This window comes from Vibrio sp. ZF 223 (genome assembly GCF_003050585.1).
GTDB classification, from domain to species: Bacteria; Pseudomonadota; Gammaproteobacteria; order Enterobacterales; family Vibrionaceae; genus Vibrio; species Vibrio crassostreae.
The window spans coordinates 44,706-65,562 of record NZ_PIGB01000006.1; the positions used below are offsets into that span (position 1 = coordinate 44,706).

Consider the following 20,857-nt stretch of genomic DNA (forward strand, 5'->3'; position numbering starts at 1 on the left):
ATCATAATGAATGGAGGAGCGATACACATGGATTGTGTTGGGTTGATTCAAATGACATCTGGCCCTAGCCCTGAATTGAACTTTGAGTACCTTGTTCAAGAGGTAGCAAAGTGCAAAGAGTTAGGGGCGAAGTGGGTTGTGTGCCCTGAAAACGCGTTAGTCTTTGGCAGTAAAGCTGACTATCACCAGTATGCAGAGCCTCTAAATGATGGCCCACTGCAAAAGAAAATCTCTGAGCTAGCAAAGCTTCACCGAATTTGGATCGTTATTGGTAGTATGCCGATAAGCACAGCTAAAGGCGTGACTACCACAACCTTGGTGATTGACGATTTTGGCAGTTTAGTGGCTCATTACGACAAGCTACACATGTTTGACGTAGATGTCGCCGATGCCCATAAGTGCTATCGAGAGTCGGATATTTTCACACCGGGTGACCAAGTTGTGACAGCGGAAACGCCTTTTGGTCGCTTAGGTTTGAGTATTTGTTATGATGTGCGCTTTCCACACTTATATTCCGAGTTACGGAAACAAGGTGCGCAAATCATGGTTGTTCCGGCAGCATTTACTGCAGTAACCGGACAGGCGCATTGGGAAGCACTATTAAGATGCCGTGCGATCGAAACACAATCGTGGATCGTTGCGGTAGGACAAGGCGGCAAACATCCTTGTCAAAGAGAAACATGGGGACACTCTATGGTGGTTGACCCCTGGGGAAGAGTGGTCGCACAGTTAGACCAAGATCCTAAAAGTATGGTGGTTGAGATAGATACGTCCAGTTGCGAATCAATCAGGCAAAATATGCCCATCGCGCAACACTCTCGATTTACCAATCAATTTTAATTACAAACAAGAGCCATCTATGAGCATTAATCAAATTGAAGAAGCGCTACTGAACCCAACAGGGCTTACGGAGCAAAATATCGCAGATACATTGGCGAGCATTGCTACCCGCCAAATTGATTATGCTGATATCTACTTTCAGTCTAGCTGGCACGAATCTTTGGTGCTAGAAGATAGTATTATTAAAGACGGCTCTTTCAATATCGATTGCGGTGTTGGTGTTCGTGCAGTATCTGGCGAAAAGACCGGTTTTGCTTACTCTGACCAAATCCAATTGGATGGTCTTAAACAGAGCGCAATTGCGGCTCGTGGTATCGCGAAGCAAGGTCAAAACGGCAAGGTTCAAGCGTTTAAACGCAACTCTAACCAAACTTACTATGATGCAGTTAACCCGCTAGCGAGCTGGGAAAAACAGCAGAAAACGGAACTACTGAAATCATTGGATGCTTACATTCGTACGAAAGAGCCTATGGTGACTGAGGTATCTGTGAGCCTAAGCGGTGTACATGAGCAGATGCTGGTTGCTGCGACTGATGGAACTTACGCTGGCGATATTCGTCCGCTGGTTCGTCTATCAATCAGTGTACTTGCTCAGAAAGGCGATCGCCGTGAACGTGGTAGTGCTGGTGGCGGTGGTCGTTTTGGTTACGACTTTTTCCTAAGCGATGACAAAGGCACTCAGGTTGCTTACCAATTTGCGGATGAAGCGATTCGCCAAGCGCTTGTTAACCTTGAAGCAGTTGCTGCGCCTGCTGGTGCAATGCCTGTGGTTCTTGGTTCTGGTTGGCCGGGCGTTCTTCTACACGAAGCCGTAGGCCACGGTTTAGAAGGCGACTTTAACCGTAAAGAGTCTTCAGTATTCTCTGGTAAAGTTGGCGAGCAAGTCACTTCAAGCCTATGTACGATTGTCGATGACGGTACATTGACTGATCTTCGTGGTTCATTGAACGTCGATGATGAAGGTGTCAATGGTCAGTACAATACGTTAATCGAAAACGGCATCTTAAAAGGTTACATGCAAGATAAGCTGAACGCTCGCCTAATGGGTGTAGCACCGACAGGTAATGGTCGTCGTGAGTCTTACGCGCATCTTCCAATGCCACGTATGACGAATACATACATGCTACCGGGCGAACACACGCCGGAAGAGATCATCGCAACGGTTGAGAAGGGTATCTACGCACCGAACTTCGGCGGCGGTCAGGTGGATATTACATCAGGTAAGTTTGTATTCTCAGCTTCTGAAGCGTACATGATTGAAAACGGCAAGATCACTCACCCAGTGAAAGGCGCGACGCTAATCGGTTCTGGTATTGAAGCAATGCAGCAGGTGTCTATGGTCGGTAACGACCTAAGTATCGACCGTGGTGTTGGTGTGTGTGGTAAGGCTGGTCAAAGTGTACCAGTGGGTGTTGGTCAACCAACATTGAAGCTAGACTCGCTAACTGTTGGTGGTACTGAGTAACTCAGGTTAGCCTCAACAAGTCTGTTTAAAAAATTAATTGAAAAGCGCCTCCAATGTGAGGCGCTTTTTGTTTTTATATTACTGATTCAGTAAGCGTATAGAGTCACTACATGTTCTCTTCTGCAAACTCAGCCAGTCGGCTTCGCACTACACCATTGAGGTGGATGTTGGCACTGCCTTCGAAGTTTTTAAAACGCTCGACCATGTAGGTTAAGCCAGAGGTCACAGGGGTTAGGTAAGAAGAATCTATCTGCGCTAGGTTTCCAGAACAGATAATCTTAGTACCTTCGCCACAACGGGTGATGATGGTTTTGATTTGTGAAGCGGTGAGGTTCTGACACTCATCGAGAAGTACAAACGCATTCTGAATTGAACGTCCGCGCATGAAGTTAATCGATTTAAACTGGATATTGGCTTTGTCACAGATGTACTTCATCGACCCTTCGGTACAATGGTCGTTCTTGTGCAGCGCTTCCAGTGTATCGGTCACTGCGGCTAACCAAGGCAACATCTTCTCTTCCTCAGTACCAGGAAGGAAACCTATCGACTCACCTATATCAGGTGTGTTTCGGGTTACGATGATCTTATCGAACTGCTTACGTTCAATGGTTTGCTCAAGTGCAGCAGCCATGGCGAGCAGCGTTTTACCACTCCCTGCCGCACCAGTTAGGATCACCAGGTCAATATCAGGGTCGAGCAGGGCATCAATCGCCATTCCTTGGTAAATGTTTTTTGGCGTGATGTCCCAAGCTCTTCGGTTCATTAAGCGTTCACGGCTTAAGTCCCTGAGTGTGATGGTTTCGGTATCAATCTCTTCAACTCTTGCTGCAAAGTCGCTCTCTTCATCAATCACATATTGGTTGAGGAAGGTCGGCTCAAAAGGCGCTCTAGCTAAGGTGTGCAGTGTCTTTCCACCTAAACTTCTGCTCTCGACATTGTCGATACCATCCCAAAATGATCCTTCGAGCTGTTGAAAGCCTTTGGTGAGATATTGAATATCATCAATCAGTTGGTCTGTTTGATAGTCTTCAACAAAGCGAACACCAGCGCCTTTGGCTCGTAAGCGCATGTTGATGTCTTTGGTGATGAGAACCACTTCGCGTGGCGCGCGTTTGTTTTGAAGGTAGAGTACAGCGTTGAGGATTCGGTTATCGCCTGCCTTGTCGTCGGCAAAGGCTTTGATGCTTTCTTGAAGTTCGTAATCGGCGAGTATTGAAATACTGCCTGAGGCTTTAATGTCTTTGGTGAAAGGGATACCTTCCGATATTTGGTCTGGTGTAGCTTCCCTGAATAGATCTTCGAGAGTTCGTATCGCAATTCTCGCATCTCGGGCAACGTCTCTCTTACTGTCTTTGATTCTGTCTAGTTCTTCTAGCACTGTCATGGGGATAACGACATCGTGCTCTTGGAAAGAAAATATAGCGAAGGGTTCGTGAAGTAGGATATTGGTGTCTAAAACAAATAGCTTCCGGTTGGTCTCGCCCATAGCATCTCCTTGCCGACGTGCGGCTTGCCTTGCATTCATTGAACGTAGATAAAGCTCATATAAAGATTAGTATCTGATTCTGGTGATAGTCAACTACTCACCTAAACTTCATCTAGAGGAATACCACCATATCGTTGTAGATGACTATGGCGTATTCGTTTGAGAGCAGCAATCTGCTACCTATAGATTAACCATGATTTTTTGACAGTTTGATTGCACTGGCGAAAACAGAAAAAAAGCACGAAATCATCTCCTTTAGGCGTGACCTAAATCACAGCATCGAGTAAGATTAGCGACCTTTTTCTGCACCATTTTCTTGAGATATTTATTATCTAGAGCGCACTTAAAAAGTGGCTGCAAACTAGGCATTTTTGGCTATATTTTTAGTTCAGGAGCGAGAACGTTCTTGTTTGAAACTGCAGTTAAAAAGACCAAATTCCAACTATAAGATTGAGGTAGTCGATTCATGACATTTGCTTTGGGGCAACGCTGGATAAGCGATACGGAGAGCGATTTAGGTTTAGGTACCGTTGTAGCAATGGATGCTCGCACAGTGACACTAATGTTTGCAGCGTCAGAAGAAAACCGTGTTTATGCACGTACTGATGCTCCCGTAACCCGAGTAACGTTTAATGTCGGCGATGTCATCGAATGCCAAGAAGGTTGGTCTCTGTCTGTCGAAGAAGTTATCGAAGACAAAGGACTGCTAACCTACTTAGGTACTCGCGAAGATACCCAAGAAACAGAAGTCACTCTGCGTGAAATCTTCTTAAGTAACCAGATCCGCTTTAACAAGCCACAAGATAAACTGTACGCAGGTCAAATCGACCGTATGGATAACTTCGTGTTGCGTTACCGCGCGTTGAGTAACCAGTACCAACAACACAAGAGCCCTATGCGTGGCTTGTGTGGTATGCGTGCTGGCTTGATCCCTCACCAGCTATACATCGCTCATGAAGTGGGCCGTCGTCACGCTCCGCGCGTTTTACTGGCTGATGAAGTTGGCCTAGGTAAAACCATCGAAGCGGGCATGATCATCCACCAACAGGTGTTGTCTGGCCGTGCTGAACGAATTCTGATTGTGGTTCCTGAAACTCTACAGCACCAATGGTTAGTAGAGATGATGCGCCGTTTCAATCTGCACTTCTCTATCTTCGATGAAGAGCGTTGTATTGAAGCGTTTGCTGAATCGGACAACCCATTTGATACCCAGCAGTACGTTCTGTGTTCTTTGGATTTCCTACGTAAGAGCCGTAAGCGCTACGAGCAAGCACTTGAAGGCGAGTGGGACTTGCTGGTTGTCGATGAAGCGCATCACCTTGAGTGGAGCCAAGACAAACCAAGCCGCGAATACCAGGTGGTTGAAGGCTTAGCGGAAAATACGTCTGGTGTGCTACTACTAACAGCAACGCCTGAACAACTAGGTCGTGAGAGTCACTTTGCACGTCTGCGTCTGCTTGATCCTGACCGCTTCTACGATTACGAAGCATTCGTTGAAGAAGAAGACCAATACGCACCGGTTGCTGATGCTGTTACTGCATTGTTCTCTGGTGTGAAGCTTGAAAACAGCGCGAAGAATCAGATTACTGAACTGCTTTCTGAGCAAGATGTAGAGCCGCTGTTTCGTGTTATCGAAGGTGATAGTAGCGAAGAAGAGCAAGCGTTAGCTCGCCAAGAATTAATTGATAACCTTATGGACCGCCATGGTACTGGCCGTGTTCTATTTAGAAACACGCGAGCTGCAATCAAAGGCTTCCCTAAGCGTAATGTAAACCTACTGCCGATGGAGATTCCAACGCAGTACACAACCTCAATGCGTGTATCTGGCATGATCGGTGGCAAGATGGCTCCCGAAGCTCGTGCTATGAAGATGCTGTACCCAGAAGAGATCTTCCAAGAGTTTGAAGGTGAAGACTCAAGCTGGTGGCAGTTCGATTCACGTGTTAACTGGTTGATTGAAAAAATCCAAGATAAGCGTAGTGAAAAGATCCTAGTGATCGCATCACGTGCAAGTACGGCGCTTCAATTAGAGCAAGCACTGCGTGAGCGTGAAGGTGTGCGTGCAACCGTATTCCATGAAGGCATGTCGATCCTTGAACGTGATAAAGCGGCGGCTTACTTTGCTCAAGAAGAGGGCGGTGCTCAGGTTCTGATCTGTAGTGAAATCGGCTCTGAAGGTCGTAACTTCCAGTTCGCGAACCAGCTAGTAATGTTCGATCTTCCGTTCAACCCAGACTTGCTTGAACAACGTATTGGTCGTTTGGACCGTATCGGTCAGCTGCGTGACATCGACATCCATGTCCCTTACTTAAAAGGTACGTCACAGGCGATTCTTGCGCGTTGGTTTGATGAGGGTCTAAATGCATTTGCAGAGACATGTCCAACTGGTCGCACAGTTTACGACAAGTACTCAGATGTTCTTATCGAAATGCTGGCTTCTGGTAATACAGAGCAGCTTGATGAAGTGATTGAAGAGTCTGCCAAGCTAAATCAAAGCCTAAAAGCGGATCTAGAAAAAGGCCGCGATCGCCTATTAGAGATGCACTCAAACGGCGGCGACAAAGCACACGAAATCGCAGAGAAGATTGCATCAACTGATGGCGATACTAACCTAGTAACGTTTGCACTGAGCTTGTTCGACACGATTGGTTTGAACCAAGACGACAAGGGTGAAAATGCGCTAGTCGTGACACCATCTGAGCACATGATGGTACCAAGTTACCCTGGCTTACCATACGAAGGCGCAACCATCACGTTCGATCGTGATACAGCCCTTTCTCGTGAAGACATGAACTTCATCAGCTGGGAGCACCCAATGATTCAAGGCGGTATTGATCTGCTACTGAGTGAAGGTGTGGGTGCATCAGCGGTATCATTGTTGAAAAACAAAGCGCTGCCAGTGGGTACTATCCTGCTTGAGTTGGTTTACCTTGTGGATGCGCAAGCACCGAAACGCAGCGGTATCAGCCAGTTCCTGCCTAAGACACCAATTCGTTTGATGATGGATGGCCGTGGTAACGATCTCTCTGCTCAGGTTGAATTTGATAGCTTTAACCGTCAGCTAAGCCCTGTAAACCGTCACTTAGCGAGCAAGCTAGTGAACTCGGTACAAGGCGAGATTCACAAGCTAATCGAAGCGGGTGAGACGCATGTACTGCCGAAGGTTGAAGAAGTTCGTCAGCAAGCTCAGAAAGATATGCAAACTAACTTGAACGGTGAACTAGAGCGTCTACAAGCGCTTAAAGCTGTGAACCCGAATATTCGTGATGAAGAGCTTGAGGTTATCGAAGCTCAAATCAATGAACTGACAGGTTACATCAGCAAAGCTCAGGTTCAGCTAGATTCATTACGCTTGATTGTGGTTTCTCACAACTAGTTTGAATTAGCGAAATGCTTCAACGAAATAAGGCCTTCATTACGAAGGCCTTATTGTTATCTAGCGTTTGAAAGATGTATTTGTTGTTGAAAGGTGTATTGACTGAGGAATTACATCAACCACTTCCACCAAACAAATACCGCTAGGAAACCAAATAGGTAAACAAGACCCGCTACAGACAACCATTTTAGTTTGGTGCCAATCGCTAGAGCTTCAGGAAGCTTGGCTTTGTTTACCAAAATGAAGTTAAGCAATGCGAAGAATGGCGTAGTTGCAAAGGCAAGCACCATTGCAAAATCCAACATTGGCATCAGCGCAGCACTAAAGAACATCACAATCGCCAAGGCCGCGATAGAGACAATGATGATCCAGCCTTGCAGCATGCGTGGGCTCGACTCTTTTTTAAATAATAGTCGCTGTGATTCAGCAAGTACGCGTGAGTAGCCATCGATAACGGTAATGGTGCTGCCAAAGATACAGAAGAAAGCGACGATGGCGATCAGTGGACGAGACCATTCACCAATCGTAGAAGCATAAATACCGACTAACTGGTGAGTAAAGCCAACACCAGAGCGAGACAGTTCAACCCCCGAGCCGTGAAGTACCAGAGCGCCTAACGCAACGAACACTAGTGCAAGTAGTGCAGTACCAATGTAGCCAACATTGAAATCGAATAGCGCTGATTGAGCCGTGACTTCTTGTTTCTCTTTTTGGCTCTTTAGCCACATAGAGGTGATGCTGGATATCTCGATAGGCGCAGGCATCCAACCCATAGTCACCACGATAAAGCCAATAGCAGCCAATGACCAAGGCGACGGTGGAACAAAAGCAGCATCAGGTTCGACTGGAGAGCCTATAGCAATGGCGACTGCAGCTAAGGTTGTGATGGTCAGGATCGCCATGATCGCTTTGGACAGCGTATCAAGTGCGCGATAATGGCCAGCAAACAGAATGATCAAGCAGGTCGCTAAAACGATCATGCACAATGTGCTGGTGGCCAATTCGAAAGGAATAAAGTAACTGAGTAGGCTTGCACTAAATAACAGTAGTGCTGCAGTATTTACCACGGCGGAAATTGCGCTCAATATCGAAAAGATTACAAGGTAAGGTCTGCCAAGGTTAGAGTAACCTTCAACCAAGCTTTGTCCTGTGCCAAGAGTATATTGGATACCGGCTCTAAAGAATGGGTATTTAAATATGTTTACCAGGATAATAAGTGCGGCGAGCTGCCAGCCATAAATCGCACCAGCTTTGGTCGAGGCAACTAAATGTGAGCCACCTACCGCAGCTGCGGCCATCATAATGCCTGGGCCAAGAGACTTGATTAAACTTGATAGGGGAGCAGAGGTTTGTGTTTTTTCGGTGGTTGTTTTAACCGTACTTTCCATCATTTTTCCTTTGATGCTGACTTCTTATTTTCCGTTACCCTATCAATACCATGTTTTGTAAAGTCGTCAACTTTTATGTACAAAAATGTTGGAAATTGTATTTATTAATAAACAAATTAACCGTAAATTATTTATTAACCAGTAATTTAGAGGCTTCAATGGCGTTAGAGCTGTACACACCACCACGTGAACCGTGGATCGACATTGTCTATCAAGATGACGATATTCTTGTGGTGAACAAGCCAGCAGGCCTACTTTCAGTGCCGGGAAGATTGCCAGAGCATTACGACAGTATGTGGAGTCGGTTGGTTGAGGAGTTTGCTGATATTCAGGTCGTGCATCGCTTGGATATGTCGACATCGGGCTTGATGTTGTTAGCTAAACATAAGCAGGCTGAGCGGCATTTGAAGAAGCAGTTCCAATATCGACTGACACATAAGCTCTATTACGCACGAGTGTGGGGGGCAGTAGAAGAAAAAGAAGGGCTTATTGATCTGCCACTCATCTGTGATTGGCCGAATCGCCCTAGGCAGAAAGTGTGTTTTGATGATGGCAAGCCATCACAGACTCGTTATGTGGTAGAGCAAGAAGAGACTCAAACCACTTTGTTGAAGTTACTGCCGATTACCGGTCGCTCTCATCAGTTGCGTGTGCATTGTATGGAAATAGGGACGCCCATTGTTGGCGACGAGTTTTATGCAACGCCTGAAGCTTTTGAGTATAGCGATAGATTAGCTTTACATGCGTGTGAACTGAGCTTCTATCATCCGGAGAACAACCAACTGTTCAAAGCCTTTGTTCCTTGTGAGTTTTACCCTCAAGCGTCACCACAAATTGAACAGCACTTTGAAATTGCGCCAGAGCTTCCAGACTACAGAAAGCTAAAAGCTTAGAATGGTGTCATCAATACCAATTCAAGGACGTACAATGCCGAAGTTGAAAGTGGTCTTTCTTGACCGGGCTACCATCCCATCTCAAATCAATTTAAAACCTCTTAGCTTTGAACATGAATGGATTGAGTTTGATTTTACTGCTCCAGAGCTCGTTGCTGAGCGCGTTGCGGGAGCAGATGTTGTTATCACCAATAAGGTTGTGCTCAACGCTGATAATTTAGCTCAAGCGCAACAACTCAAGTTGATCGCTGTTTCTGCTACAGGTGTCAACAATGTTGATGTGGAATACTGCAAGGGCAGTAATATCGCAGTGGCTAATGTGCAAGGCTATGCGACTCAGTCGGTACCTGAACATGTGATTGCTATGCTGTTTACGCTAAAGCGAAATCTTGTTGGCTACCATCAAGACATTGAAGCCGGGGAGTGGCAGAAGGGTAAGCAGTTCTGTTTCTTTACTCATCCGATTCAAGACGTGGCGGGTAGCACATTAGGCTTAATGGGCAGTGGCAGCTTAGGGCAAGCAACCGCAATATTAGCCAAAGCAATTGGTATGAAAGTTATTTTTGCTGAGCGCAAAGGGGCTGACTCTTGTCGAGAAGGCTACCTACCTTTTGAAACTGTTTTAAAGCAAGCGGATGTGATCAGCCTGCATTGCCCTTTGACTGATGCGACTCGCAACCTGATTTCAGAGCGAGAGCTCGCGATGATGAAACCGAGTGCAGTCTTAATCAATGCAGGGCGCGGTGGATTAGTTGATGAGCAAGCCTTAGTTGAGGCTTTGAAAAAACATGAGATTGCAGGCGCAGGTATGGATGTATTCACACAAGAGCCTGCAGATACGTCGAATCCATTATTGGCCAACAGTCACTTACCAAATTTACTGCTGACACCACATGTGGCATGGGGCAGTGACAGTTCAATTCAAAAGCTGTCGGATATCTTAATGGACAACATAGATGGCTTTGTCGCAGGTAATCCGCAAAACTTAGTGCGTTGATTCTTGAGATCTTTACTACGATTGGTATTAAGCGAGTAGAGTTCAAAACAAAAAAGGTTGGCTTTTGGGCCAACCTTTTTAGATCGTTATGTCGATTAAGTGATTTAGCCTTGCGGCTTAACTACCAATACATTGATTGGTGAGTTCTGTACCACTTTGCTTGCAACAGAACCAAGAACCACTTTGTCGATTTTCGAACGCTTATGGCTAGGCATCACAATAAGGTCGGCGCCAAGCTTTTCTGCGTAATCAAGAATCGTCGTGTAAGTTTTACCTTCAGCTACGTGAACCTTATACACCACTTCATCGTCGATGTGTTTGTCGGCAAACTCTTTCAGCTGATTTTTAACATCAAGCTTCATTTGGTTCGCCGCATCTTTCGGGAAGTAAGACGCCACCATCGACATGTGAATGCCCGGTAGTACGTTCAGAATGTGGATTTCAGCATTGCTGTGTTTCGCGTGCCATACCGCTAGCTCGACTGCTTTATCAGAAAAGCCTTTGTCGTTAAGATCAACGGGAACAAGGATTTGTCTATACATGTATTCGTCTCTTTTTGAGCAGCGCTTAGCACATACCAAACGCTGTAATTATCTTTTCCATGTAGTAAAAAAGCCAAATAGAGTAGAGCGCTACTTGGCTCTATCCATTACGCGCTAATCTCATCCTTACGAGCACGCCTTCTTTGGTTCATCGCTAAACCAATCAAAATCAGTAGGGCAGGTAAGAATACCCACTCTTTCATTGGTCGATCTGCATCTTGGATAACGGATTTAATTTCCCAATCAAAGTCAATGCCAGCGGCTTCTGCAGGGCTACCAAACTCAACCATATCAACAATCATCTTGTTGTCAGCTTGTGTCAGCATTAGGCCCATTGAAGCAATGCGGTCTTCACTTGTTGTCGCAGAATCTTCAAACGGAAGGCGAACTGTTTTCTCAGAATAGTTACCTTCTAAGTTTTCGCCACCTACTCTCAATTCAAGTGATTGTCCCACAGATAGATTTTCTGTGATTTGAGCGATCTCAACTCCTGGCGAAAGAACTTTCTCTGGGTAGATCATGTCCCACCAGAAACCTGGGCGGAAGAAAGAGAAAGTCAGAACGATAAGCAGTATGGTTTCCCACCACTTGTTCTTAGTGAACCACCAACCTTGAGTTGCTGCTGCAAAGATAAGTACCGCAGTAACCGAAGAGAAAATCGTTAGCGCTAAGTGCCACCAAGAATCAATGCCCATCAACAGTAGTTGGGTATTGAATATGAACATGAATGGTAAGATTGCGGTCCGGATATCGTAGGTAAAACCTTGAATACCTGTACGAATCGGGTCTGATTTCGCAATAGCTGCTGCGGCAAATGCTGCCAGACCTACCGGAGGTGTGTCATCCGCAAGAATACCGAAGTAGAACACGAATAAGTGCACCGCAATCAGTGGGATGATAAGACCGTGCGCAGCGCCCAGAGTAACAATTACCGGAGCCATTAGCGTTGATACAACGATGTAGTTTGCTGTGGTTGGTAAGCCCATGCCTAGGATCAAGCTGATTACCGCGGTGAATAGCAACATAAGAATGATGCTACCGCCTGAGATGAACTCAACGAAATCAGTCATTACAAGGCCGATACCCGTTAGAGTCACCACACCAACAACCGTACCTGCGGCAGCTGTCGCTACACCGATACCAATCATGTTACGTGCGCCTGAAACCAAGCTCTCTGCTAGATCAACGAAACCAGCTTTAGTTTGCTCTGCAAGATCGTCTGATTTGTTCATCAGAGTCATCAAAGGACGCTGAGTGATCAAAATGAAGATCATGAAGACGGTTGCCCAGAATGCAGATAGACCTGGCGAGAAACGTTCAACGGTTAGACACCAAACTAGCACTACGATAGGCAGTAGGAAGTGCAAACCAGATTTAATTGTTGGACCTGGATCTGGAACTTCTTTCAGGTCCGCATCGATTTCCATGCCGCCTTCAGCTGCGTATTTTGCTGATACGCGAACCAGAGCAACATAAGCGATCAATAGCGCCACAGTTACGATCGGTGTTGCAGCATCGCCAAATACATCTTTCGTCCAACCCACACCGTAGTAAACCGCGGCACTAATAACACATAGACCTAATATGGTGCCAGTGAAAGAGAGTAGGCTTTGTACGATAGTTGGTGTGTGACGACGAGGTAAGCCGGTCATGCCAGCTTTACATGCTTCTAGGTGAACGATGTAAATCAGAGCTATGTAAGAGATCAGAGCTGGCAGTAGCGCCGCCTTGATAACTTCCACATACGAGATGCCCACATACTCAACCATCAAGAATGCCGCAGCACCCATGATCGGTGGCGTTAGTTGGCCATTGGTTGAAGCCGCAACTTCTACCGCACCTGCTTTTGTGCCCGGGAAACCAACACGCTTCATTAGCGGGATAGTAAAGGTACCTGTGGTTACCACGTTTGCAATAGATGAACCTGATACCAGACCAGATAACCCAGAGGCTACAACGGCTGCTTTTGCTGGGCCGCCTTTCATGTGACCAAGCAGAGAGAATGCAACCTTGATGAAGTAGGCACCAGCACCAGCACGTTCTAGCATTGCACCAAACAGTACAAACAAGAATACGAATGACGTTGATACGCCAAGAGCAACACCGAATACACCTTCCGTTGTTAGCCACAGGTGCGACATTGCCTTGTTCAGGCTTGCACCTTTATGGGCGATAACGTCTGGCATGTGTGGACCGCCAAAGGTGTAAAGTAGGAATACTGCCGCCACAACCATAAGAGGTGGACCTAAAGCGCGTCGTGTTGCTTCAAGCAGTAAAACCATGCCGAATACAGCAGCAACAATATCGAATGTTGTTGGTGCGCCCGAACGACCGGCAAGTTCAGTGTAGAAAATATAGATATAAGAAGCTGAAAAACTACCTACTAGCGCCAATATCCAGTCGACTGCAGGAATGCGATCCCGAGGCGAGTTCTTCATAGCTGGATAAGCGGTAAAGGCTAGGAAAATAGCAAACGTAAGGTGAATTGCTCGAGCTTCAGTGTCGTTTAAAATTGCGAAGTTAAAAATGAACGGCAGCGGAGATGCATACCAAAGTTGGAACAGTGACCAACATAGAGGCACAAACCATAAAATACGGCCTTGGATACCACGAGGGCTACGCGCACCAGTATCTGATTGTGCCACCATTTCTTGCACATCTGGAGACGGTGATGTTGTCTGCGTCATGTACTTTATCCTTATTATTGATGGTCTGCCTTTTCTTACGAACAACCAAACGTTATTTATTTCCTATCTAGTGTAGTGAATGGATAGGGAAATGCGTTCTTTGTTCGTCTTTGTCTTAGGCTTGATACGAAGGTAAGTCCTCCAAATTGGAGAAACTTAAAGGGTTGCTCTTTTCACTTAAGTTATTTTTATAAAACGTGAAAAGCCAATAAGGAGGGCTAGCCTCCTTATTGGTGTAGTAGGCTTAAAGTAGAATTACTTTAGAAGGCCCACTTCTTTGTAGTATTTTGCTGCGCCTGGGTGAAGAGGGATAGAGATACCCGCTTTAACCATGTCTTCTTTTTTCAGGTTAGCAAATGCTGGGTGTAGGCGTTTGAAAGTGTCAAAGTTTTCAAATACTGCCTTAGCAACGTTGTATGCAACTTCTTCAGAAACGTCTGAAGTTGTTACCATTGTTGCTGCAACACCGAAGCTGTTTACGTCAGCGTCAGTACCACGGTACATGCCAGCAGGAACTGTGCTGTAAGCGTAGTATGGGTTTTCAGCTACGATCTTGTCGATCTGTGGACCTGTTGCCGAAACCAATTTTGCATCACAAGACGTTGTTGCTTCTTTGATTGATCCGTTCGGGTGACCAACCATGTAGATAAATGCATCAATCTTGTTATCACAAAGTGCTTGTGAACGCTCAGAACCTTTAAGTTCAGAAGCAAGCTTGAAGCTGTCGTTCGTCCAACCCATTGCGTCCATTACAACACCCATAGTTGCACGGTCACCAGAGCCTGGATTACCAATGTTTACGCGCTTACCAGCTAGGTCAGAAACATTGTTAATGCCAGCATCGGTACGAGCGATGATGTTGAACGGTTCTGTATGTAGAGAGAACATAGCGCGAAGTTTCTTGTATTCGCCCTGATCTTTGAACTTACTTGTACCGTTGTAGCCGTGGTATTGCCAGTCCGATTGAACAACACCGAAATCTAGTTCACCAGCACGGATGGTGTTAACGTTGTAGATTGAACCACCAGTAGACTCTACAGAACAACGAATGTTGTGGTCTTTGCGGCCCTTGTTCACTAGTTTACAAATTGCACCACCAGTCGGGTAGTAAACACCCGTCACTGAACCAGTACCAATTGTGATGAACTCTTGAGCGTTAACAGCGCCAGCGCCCATTACAGCAGCTGCAATAGCACCAACTTTAATAAGTTTGGTAAATGCCATGAATTTCCCTTCCTTTATTCATTATTAACCCTGAAACAAGTGTAGTCGTTTCTGGAGTTTCCTATTTGGAAACGGCACCTTTTTCAATCCATGTGATGAAAAAGTGGCTGAATAATATCAAAAATTGGCAGAAAATTACTCGAATGTTAAAAGATATAGCTAAAAAATCTAACAAATGATGTCTAGATCTCGTGTTTAATTTGCTACTGAGTTTTTTAAAATCAATGATTTAGTGCGATTTCGGGAAGGGTGTATGGATATTCTAGGATGTGATTTGGATCACGAAGCGAATAGATGTTCGTGATCCATTAGTAAGGCTGATAGTTATGAAACAGTGAGCAATTATCCTGCGTATTCAAACAGTTCGCACACAGAATCAAACAGTTGCTTAGTGGTAACCGATAACGTTGGAGTAATAAAGATAGTGTCATCACCCGCGACTACACCCAGTATCCCTTCCGACTTACCTAGTGAGTCTAATAAGCGAGCGATAAGCTGAGCTGCACCAGGGCCAGTGTGTATCACAACTAATGCATTGTTGTGGTCAATATCTAGTACTAATTCTCGTAAAGAGCTAGAAACTGTCGGAACACCCAGTTCAGCAGGAAGACAGTAAACCATCTCCATTTTTGCGTTACGAGTTCGAACGGCACCAAACTTGGTTAACATACGCGAGACTTTAGACTGGTTGATGCTTTCAAAACCTTCGTGTTTTAGTGCATCTACAATTTCGCCTTGTGAGCCAAAACGTTCTTCTTTTAGTAAGGCTTTAAATGCACGAACTAAGTTGTCTTGCTTTTCTGTATTGCGCATATGTCATTCTTATTCATTAACAAAGATGTTTGCATATTCTCGCATACATATTCAATTTTAGCCAAAACATCCCTGTAATTTGTTAGTCATATCACTGTAAATATTTAATAGAATAATGTGTTATTTGCGACGACTTATTTTGTTATTTCAGTCGATTATCGCCATAATGCGAACTTGCTGTGTAGCACGGTTTTATTGACTTGCGCGAAGTCGCAAAGCTAGCGTTAATTGATTGTAATCACTTTGTGATTAATATAGTTTTTTAACTTAGATTTAGCTCAAGAATTACCCTACAAAGAATCTATAAGAGAAAGCTCTCAAGGAGAATAACAATGAAAGTAGCTGTTATTGGTGCCGCTGGTGGCATCGGTCAAGCCCTAGCCCTACTACTTAAGAACCGCCTACCTGCTGGTTCAGATCTTGCACTTTACGACATCGCTCCGGTAACACCGGGTGTTGCTGCCGATCTTAGCCATATCCCAACGCCTGTTTCGATCAAAGGTTACGCGGGTGAAGATCCAACACCAGCACTAGAAGGTGCGGATGTTGTACTTATTTCAGCGGGTGTTGCTCGTAAGCCTGGTATGGATCGTGCGGATCTTTTCAATGTGAACGCTGGCATTGTTAAGTCTCTTGCAGAGAAAATCGCAGTTACTTGTCCTACTGCTTGTGTTGGTATCATCACTAACCCAGTAAACACAACAGTGCCAATCGCAGCTGAAGTACTCAAGAAAGCAGGTGTTTACGATAAGCGTCGCCTATTCGGTATTACGACTCTTGATGTGATTCGTTCTGAAACGTTCGTTGCTGAACTAAAAGATAAAGATCCAGGCGACATCCGTGTTCCTGTTATCGGCGGTCACTCAGGCGTAACGATCCTTCCTCTGCTTTCTCAAGTTGAAGGCGTAGAGTTCACTGATGAAGAAATTGCAGCGCTAACGACTCGCATCCAAAATGCAGGTACTGAAGTAGTAGAAGCTAAAGCTGGCGGCGGCAGTGCGACACTGTCTATGGGTCAAGCGGCTTGTCGTTTCGGTCTTGCACTAGTTAAAGCACTTCAAGGTGAAGAAAACGTGATCGAATGTGCATACGTTGAAGGTGAAGGCGAACACGCACCATTCTTCGCTCAGCCTGTTAAGCTAGGTAAAGAGGGTGCAGAAGCGATCCTTAGCTACGGTGAACTAAGCGACTTCGAGCGTAACGCTTTAGACAGCATGCTTGAAACACTAAATGGCGATATTGAGATTGGTGTTGAGTTCGCTAAGTAAGCGATACAGCATTTAACTCAATTTAAAATTACTAATAAATGCCGGTCATTATGATCGGCTTTTTTGATCCTAGGATTTGCCTCGTTCGTAAATAGTGTTTTAGAGATGTAAGTGGGGCAGCAGTTATGAGTCGTATTCAAAAAGGAATGAACGTCCATTTCCATTTAGGTAGATTGGGAAAGATCCTCGTTATAGATGAGCAAGAGCAATTTGCGTTGGTTGAGTCATACAATAGCCACGAGCAGTACGCAGTGCCGCTGGAAGAGATAGAAGAAGTCGAAGCTCAACTTCCGTTGTCGTTAGAGTCGAGTCGTTATTGACAGTGGATTTGAAAAGATTTTCGTGAGGATCAAAAAAAGAGCCCTGAGGCTCTTTTTTATTATCTATGTAATGTCGCTATATAGAAGACAGTCTACAAAGTTACTTGCTGCGTTTAACAGCCAAGTGCGCAAGTGTGGTTAGTGCTTGCTTATATTCAGAGTCAGGCAGTACAGAAAGCTCAGCAATCGCTTTGTCGGCTTCTTCATAGGCTTTATTAGTCGTGTACTCTAATGAGCCTGTGTCTTTCATCACCGCCATAATGTCGTCGAGACGTTCCATGCCGTTCGCTTTCTCAATTGCTTCACGAATCATGCTTGCTTGTTCAGGAGAACCATTGTGCATTGCATATAGTAAAGGCAGCGTTGGTTTGCCTTCAGCAAGGTCGTCACCAACGTTCTTGCCCATCTCTTTACCATCAGCAGTGTAGTCCATCACATCGTCAATCAGTTGGAATGCGGTGCCTAGGTATTTACCGTAGTTTTGCATTGCCGTTTCGATTTCTGGTGATGATTCGCTAAGGATGGCACCGATTTGTGTTGCGGCTTCAAACAGGCGAGCGGTCTTAGAGTAGATCACTTGCATGTAGCTTTCTTCAGTGGTGTCTGGGTTGTTGCAGTTCATTAACTGTTGAACTTCACCCTCGGCAATCACGTTTACTGCTTCACTCATTAGTTCAAGGATCTTTAAGGATCCTAGCGTTGTCATCATTTGGAATGAGCGAGTATAAATAAAGTCACCCACCAAAACGCTAGCAGCATTACCAAAAGCTGCGTTGGCTGTCGCTTTACCGCGTCTCATGTCCGATTCGTCGACGACATCATCATGAAGTAGGGTTGCTGTGTGAATAAACTCGATAAAGGCTGCAGAGGTGATATGAGCTTCACCTTGGTAACCAAGTGCGCGAGCAGATAAAAGAGCAAGCAAAGGGCGTAGGCGTTTGCCACCACCGCTAACGATATAAAAACCAAGCTGGTTGATTAAACTTACGTCAGAATTAAGTTGGGCTTGAATTGTTTCATTCACTTTTGCCATATCATTGGCAGTAAGCGTTTGGATAGCTTTAAAATCCATTGTTCATCCGGCTGAAGTTAGACCCTGTAAGGCTTATACGTTGTATTTAATTGTTGAATAATACACTAAAAAACGTTGATTAATACATCGCTAAAGGGCATGATTGCCGCACTTTTCTTTGGCGAACAGGTTTTCGCCAATTTTTTAAAAATATGGCTTGTCATAGCGCCATGATTCCCGTAGAATCTGCGCCCTATTGATTAGTTTAGCGCACACCCGAGTTGTACAATTAACAACCATAGGCTGTGCGGAAAAAGCGGAGTAAAATATGTACGCTGTTTTCCAATCTGGTGGCAAACAACACCGAGTAAGCGAAGGTCAAACACTTCGTTTAGAGAAATTAGACGTTGAAACTGGTGCAACTGTAGAATTTGATAAAGTTCTTCTTGTTGCTAACGGCGAAGAAATCGCTGTTGGTGCACCTCTTGTTGAAGGTGGCAAGGTTACTGCAGAAGTAGTACAACACGGTCGTGGCGATAAAGTAAAAATCGTTAAGTTCCGTCGTCGTAAGCACTCGCGTAAGCAAGCTGGTCACCGTCAGTGGTTCACTGAAGTGAAAATCACTGGCATTAACGCTTAAGTATTAGGAGAGTTTAACAATGGCACATAAAAAAGCTGGCGGTTCTACTAATAACGGCCGCGATTCAGAAAGCAAACGTCTTGGTGTTAAGCGTTTTGGTGGTGAATCTGTTCTTGCAGGTAACATCATCGTTCGTCAACGTGGTACTAAATTCCACGCTGGCACAAACGTTGGCATCGGTAAAGACCACACTCTTTTCGCTCTTACTGAAGGTAAAGTGAAATTTGCTGTTAAAGGTCCTAAAAACCGTAAGTTTGTAAGCATCGAAGCTGAGTAATTTAATCTTTAATTAGATTATCTTATTAGCTTTCAAGCTGAATTCAAAAGCCCTGCCGATTCGGCAGGGTTTTTTATTTATAGCGAGAATAAAAAAGCAGACGCTCTTGCCTTAGCTTTAATAAGCTTAGCAAAGAACCTCTCCTTCTTTGTTCCTTGGTTGCAGGTCGGCCTAGATCTTAGGTGATCGATCTAAACACGGATCTGCTAGAATTTATATCACTCCTTGATGAGTGGTAACGCAACGTAAGTGCGGAGTTAAAAAATGAAATTCGTTGATGAAGCGGTAGTAAAAATAGAAGCCGGTGATGGCGGTAATGGTACAGTTAGCTTTTGGCGCGAAAAATTCGTCGCTAAAGGTGGCCCTGATGGCGGCGACGGCGGTGATGGTGGTGATGTTTACATCCAAGCGGATGAGAACTTAAACACACTGATCGATTATCGTTTCCAACGTTTTTACAACGCAGAGCGTGGTGAGAACGGTCGCGGTGGTAACTGTACTGGTAAACGTGGTAAAGACATTACACTGAAAGTGCCTGTAGGTACTCGTGCAGTTGATATCCACACCAACGAAATCGTTGCTGAAGTTGCTGAACACGGCAAGAAAGTGATGGTTGGTAAAGGTGGTTGGCACGGTCTTGGTAACACGCGTTTTAAATCGTCTGTTAACCGCGCTCCTCGTCAAAAGACAATGGGTACTAAAGGCGAAGTTCGCGAACTGCGTTTAGAGCTTCTTCTATTAGCTGACGTTGGTATGCTTGGCTTACCAAACGCAGGTAAATCTACTTTTATTCGTTCAGTATCTGCTGCGAAACCAAAAGTGGCTGATTACCCGTTCACTACCTTGATCCCAAGCTTGGGTGTAGTGAGTGTTGTTCCTGAAAAGAGCTTCGTTGTTGCCGATATCCCTGGTCTAATCGAAGGTGCAGCTGATGGAGCAGGCCTTGGTATTCGTTTCCTTAAGCACCTTGAGCGCTGTCGTGTTCTTCTGCATATGATCGATATTATGCCGATCGATCAATCTGATCCTATTCAGAATGCACTGACGATCATTGATGAGCTTGAGCAATACAGTGAAAAAGTTTCACAAAAACCTCGTTGGTTAGTGTTCAACAAAGTTGACCTAATGCCAGAAGACGAAGCAGACGAAAAGATTCAAGAAATCATCGATGCTTTGGGCTGGGAAGGCGAGTACTTCAAGATCTCTGCAGTGAATAAAATCGGCACCAAAGATCTTTGCTTCAAACTAGGTGAGTTTATGGAAAACCTACCTCGTGAAGTTGTAGAAGTTGAAGAAGAAGAGAAAGTAGACTTTATGTGGGATGACTACCATAAAGATGCAATGAGCGGTAAGAATGTCGTTACTGAAGATGACGACGATTGGGATGATTGGGATGACGAAGAAGATGACGGTCATGTTATCTATGTTCGTGACTAATCCCTCTTAACTTCTCATAAATCATCGGTCGCTTTTTCCAAGTACACTGATAGTTTTATTAAACCGCAATGAAAATTGCGGTTTTTTTGTATCTAAATCATTATGTACTGTCGAATTTTAATGCAGACTTTATTTCTAGATAATTAATACCAATCGTAGTAAATAACTGGTCACCCTAGCTTGTTAAAACGC

General features: G+C 44.9%; 17 protein-coding genes. 10 read left to right on the forward strand and 7 right to left on the reverse strand.

The window, feature by feature from the left end; genetic code table 11:
- Positions 1–27: 27 nt before the first annotated feature.
- Both CWO13_RS13170 and tldD read left to right on the forward strand, forming a co-directional pair.
- Complete coding sequence (locus CWO13_RS13170; protein ID WP_102480896.1) at positions 28–840, forward strand: carbon-nitrogen hydrolase family protein; 813 nt, start codon at positions 28–30, stop codon at positions 838–840.
- 19 nt (positions 841–859) lie between these two features.
- Positions 860–2,305, forward strand: a complete 1,446-nt coding sequence (gene tldD, locus CWO13_RS13175) for a metalloprotease TldD (protein ID WP_008220563.1) — start codon at positions 860–862, stop codon at positions 2,303–2,305.
- 106 nt (positions 2,306–2,411) lie between these two features.
- On the opposite strand, the gene CWO13_RS13180 is transcribed toward tldD, so the two are convergent.
- On the reverse strand, positions 2,412–3,791 hold the full coding sequence (locus CWO13_RS13180) for a PhoH family protein (protein ID WP_048657967.1): 1,380 nt from the start codon (positions 3,789–3,791) through the stop codon (positions 2,412–2,414).
- 466 nt (positions 3,792–4,257) lie between these two features.
- Here CWO13_RS13180 and rapA point away from each other — a divergent pair, with 466 nt between their 5' ends.
- A complete protein-coding gene (gene rapA / locus CWO13_RS13185; protein ID WP_048657968.1) occupies positions 4,258–7,167 on the forward strand; it encodes an RNA polymerase-associated protein RapA in 2,910 nt (969 codons plus the stop codon).
- Between the two features lie 110 nt (positions 7,168–7,277).
- On the opposite strand, the gene CWO13_RS13190 is transcribed toward rapA, so the two are convergent.
- A complete protein-coding gene (locus CWO13_RS13190) occupies positions 7,278–8,555 on the reverse strand; it encodes an NRAMP family divalent metal transporter (protein ID WP_102530529.1) in 1,278 nt (425 codons plus the stop codon).
- 158 nt (positions 8,556–8,713) lie between these two features.
- Between CWO13_RS13190 and CWO13_RS13195 the strand changes: the two genes are divergently transcribed.
- Entirely contained in the window at positions 8,714–9,448 is a 735-nt protein-coding gene (locus CWO13_RS13195) for a pseudouridine synthase (RefSeq protein WP_102530528.1), read from the forward strand.
- A gap of 34 nt (positions 9,449–9,482) precedes the next feature.
- Positions 9,483–10,445 (forward strand): D-2-hydroxyacid dehydrogenase, encoded by a 963-nt coding sequence (locus CWO13_RS13200; RefSeq protein WP_108083062.1) that lies wholly within the window; start codon positions 9,483–9,485, stop codon positions 10,443–10,445.
- 104 nt (positions 10,446–10,549) lie between these two features.
- On the opposite strand, the gene CWO13_RS13205 is transcribed toward CWO13_RS13200, so the two are convergent.
- The 4 genes from CWO13_RS13205 to argR all read right to left on the reverse strand — a co-directional run bounded on the left by CWO13_RS13205 (position 10,550) and on the right by argR (position 15,711).
- Positions 10,550–10,987, reverse strand: a complete 438-nt coding sequence (locus CWO13_RS13205) for a universal stress protein (RefSeq protein ID WP_010434405.1) — start codon at positions 10,985–10,987, stop codon at positions 10,550–10,552.
- Positions 10,988–11,094: 107 nt separating this feature from the next.
- Entirely contained in the window at positions 11,095–13,674 is a 2,580-nt protein-coding gene (locus CWO13_RS13210) for a TRAP transporter permease (RefSeq protein WP_048657972.1), read from the reverse strand.
- A gap of 255 nt (positions 13,675–13,929) precedes the next feature.
- Complete coding sequence (locus CWO13_RS13215) at positions 13,930–14,898, reverse strand: TAXI family TRAP transporter solute-binding subunit (protein ID WP_017061374.1); 969 nt, start codon at positions 14,896–14,898, stop codon at positions 13,930–13,932.
- Between the two features lie 342 nt (positions 14,899–15,240).
- Complete coding sequence (gene argR / locus CWO13_RS13220) at positions 15,241–15,711, reverse strand: transcriptional regulator ArgR (RefSeq protein ID WP_004740827.1); 471 nt, start codon at positions 15,709–15,711, stop codon at positions 15,241–15,243.
- Positions 15,712–16,043: 332 nt separating this feature from the next.
- On the opposite strand from argR, the gene mdh reads away from it, so the two are divergent.
- Together mdh and CWO13_RS13230 are read left to right on the forward strand one after the other, a co-directional pair.
- Positions 16,044–16,979 (forward strand): malate dehydrogenase, encoded by a 936-nt coding sequence (mdh, locus tag CWO13_RS13225; RefSeq protein WP_009847834.1) that lies wholly within the window; start codon positions 16,044–16,046, stop codon positions 16,977–16,979.
- Positions 16,980–17,104: 125 nt separating this feature from the next.
- A complete protein-coding gene (locus tag CWO13_RS13230) occupies positions 17,105–17,299 on the forward strand; it encodes a hypothetical protein (protein ID WP_102432791.1) in 195 nt (64 codons plus the stop codon).
- Positions 17,300–17,399: 100 nt separating this feature from the next.
- On the opposite strand, the gene ispB is transcribed toward CWO13_RS13230, so the two are convergent.
- Positions 17,400–18,371 carry an octaprenyl diphosphate synthase gene (ispB, locus tag CWO13_RS13235; protein WP_048657974.1) on the reverse strand — a complete coding sequence of 324 codons (972 nt, stop codon included), beginning with the start codon at positions 18,369–18,371 and terminating at the stop codon, positions 17,400–17,402.
- Positions 18,372–18,639: 268 nt separating this feature from the next.
- Between ispB and rplU the strand changes: the two genes are divergently transcribed.
- The 3 genes from rplU (at position 18,640) to cgtA (ending at position 20,665) form a co-directional block, all read left to right on the forward strand.
- Complete coding sequence (gene rplU, locus CWO13_RS13240; protein ID WP_004740823.1) at positions 18,640–18,951, forward strand: 50S ribosomal protein L21; 312 nt, start codon at positions 18,640–18,642, stop codon at positions 18,949–18,951.
- Between the two features lie 19 nt (positions 18,952–18,970).
- Complete coding sequence (gene rpmA / locus CWO13_RS13245; protein ID WP_004735905.1) at positions 18,971–19,228, forward strand: 50S ribosomal protein L27; 258 nt, start codon at positions 18,971–18,973, stop codon at positions 19,226–19,228.
- Between the two features lie 264 nt (positions 19,229–19,492).
- Positions 19,493–20,665 carry an Obg family GTPase CgtA gene (cgtA, locus tag CWO13_RS13250; protein WP_017061377.1) on the forward strand — a complete coding sequence of 391 codons (1,173 nt, stop codon included), beginning with the start codon at positions 19,493–19,495 and terminating at the stop codon, positions 20,663–20,665.
- Positions 20,666–20,857: the final 192 nt, after the last annotated feature.

Excerpts from the sequence above, each read along its gene's own strand:
- ispB (WP_048657974.1), bottom strand. The coding sequence starts at position 18,371 with ATGGATTTTAAAGCTATCCAAACGCTTACTGCCAATGATATGGCAAAA.
- CWO13_RS13205 (WP_010434405.1), bottom strand. The coding sequence starts at position 10,987 with ATGTATAGACAAATCCTTGTTCCCGTTGATCTTAACGACAAAGGCTTT.
- tldD (WP_008220563.1), top strand. The coding sequence starts at position 860 with ATGAGCATTAATCAAATTGAAGAAGCGCTACTGAACCCAACAGGGCTT.
- CWO13_RS13195 (WP_102530528.1), top strand. The coding sequence starts at position 8,714 with ATGGCGTTAGAGCTGTACACACCACCACGTGAACCGTGGATCGACATT.
- CWO13_RS13210 (WP_048657972.1), bottom strand. The coding sequence starts at position 13,674 with ATGACGCAGACAACATCACCGTCTCCAGATGTGCAAGAAATGGTGGCA.
- cgtA (WP_017061377.1), top strand. The coding sequence starts at position 19,493 with ATGAAATTCGTTGATGAAGCGGTAGTAAAAATAGAAGCCGGTGATGGC.
- CWO13_RS13230 (WP_102432791.1), top strand. The coding sequence starts at position 17,105 with ATGAGTCGTATTCAAAAAGGAATGAACGTCCATTTCCATTTAGGTAGA.
- CWO13_RS13190 (WP_102530529.1), bottom strand. The coding sequence starts at position 8,555 with ATGGAAAGTACGGTTAAAACAACCACCGAAAAAACACAAACCTCTGCT.
- rpmA (WP_004735905.1), top strand. The coding sequence starts at position 18,971 with ATGGCACATAAAAAAGCTGGCGGTTCTACTAATAACGGCCGCGATTCA.
- mdh (WP_009847834.1), top strand. The coding sequence starts at position 16,044 with ATGAAAGTAGCTGTTATTGGTGCCGCTGGTGGCATCGGTCAAGCCCTA.
- argR (WP_004740827.1), bottom strand. The coding sequence starts at position 15,711 with ATGCGCAATACAGAAAAGCAAGACAACTTAGTTCGTGCATTTAAAGCC.
- CWO13_RS13200 (WP_108083062.1), top strand. The coding sequence starts at position 9,483 with ATGCCGAAGTTGAAAGTGGTCTTTCTTGACCGGGCTACCATCCCATCT.
- CWO13_RS13180 (WP_048657967.1), bottom strand. The coding sequence starts at position 3,791 with ATGGGCGAGACCAACCGGAAGCTATTTGTTTTAGACACCAATATCCTA.
- CWO13_RS13170 (WP_102480896.1), top strand. The coding sequence starts at position 28 with ATGGATTGTGTTGGGTTGATTCAAATGACATCTGGCCCTAGCCCTGAA.
- rapA (WP_048657968.1), top strand. The coding sequence starts at position 4,258 with ATGACATTTGCTTTGGGGCAACGCTGGATAAGCGATACGGAGAGCGAT.
- rplU (WP_004740823.1), top strand. The coding sequence starts at position 18,640 with ATGTACGCTGTTTTCCAATCTGGTGGCAAACAACACCGAGTAAGCGAA.
- CWO13_RS13215 (WP_017061374.1), bottom strand. The coding sequence starts at position 14,898 with ATGGCATTTACCAAACTTATTAAAGTTGGTGCTATTGCAGCTGCTGTA.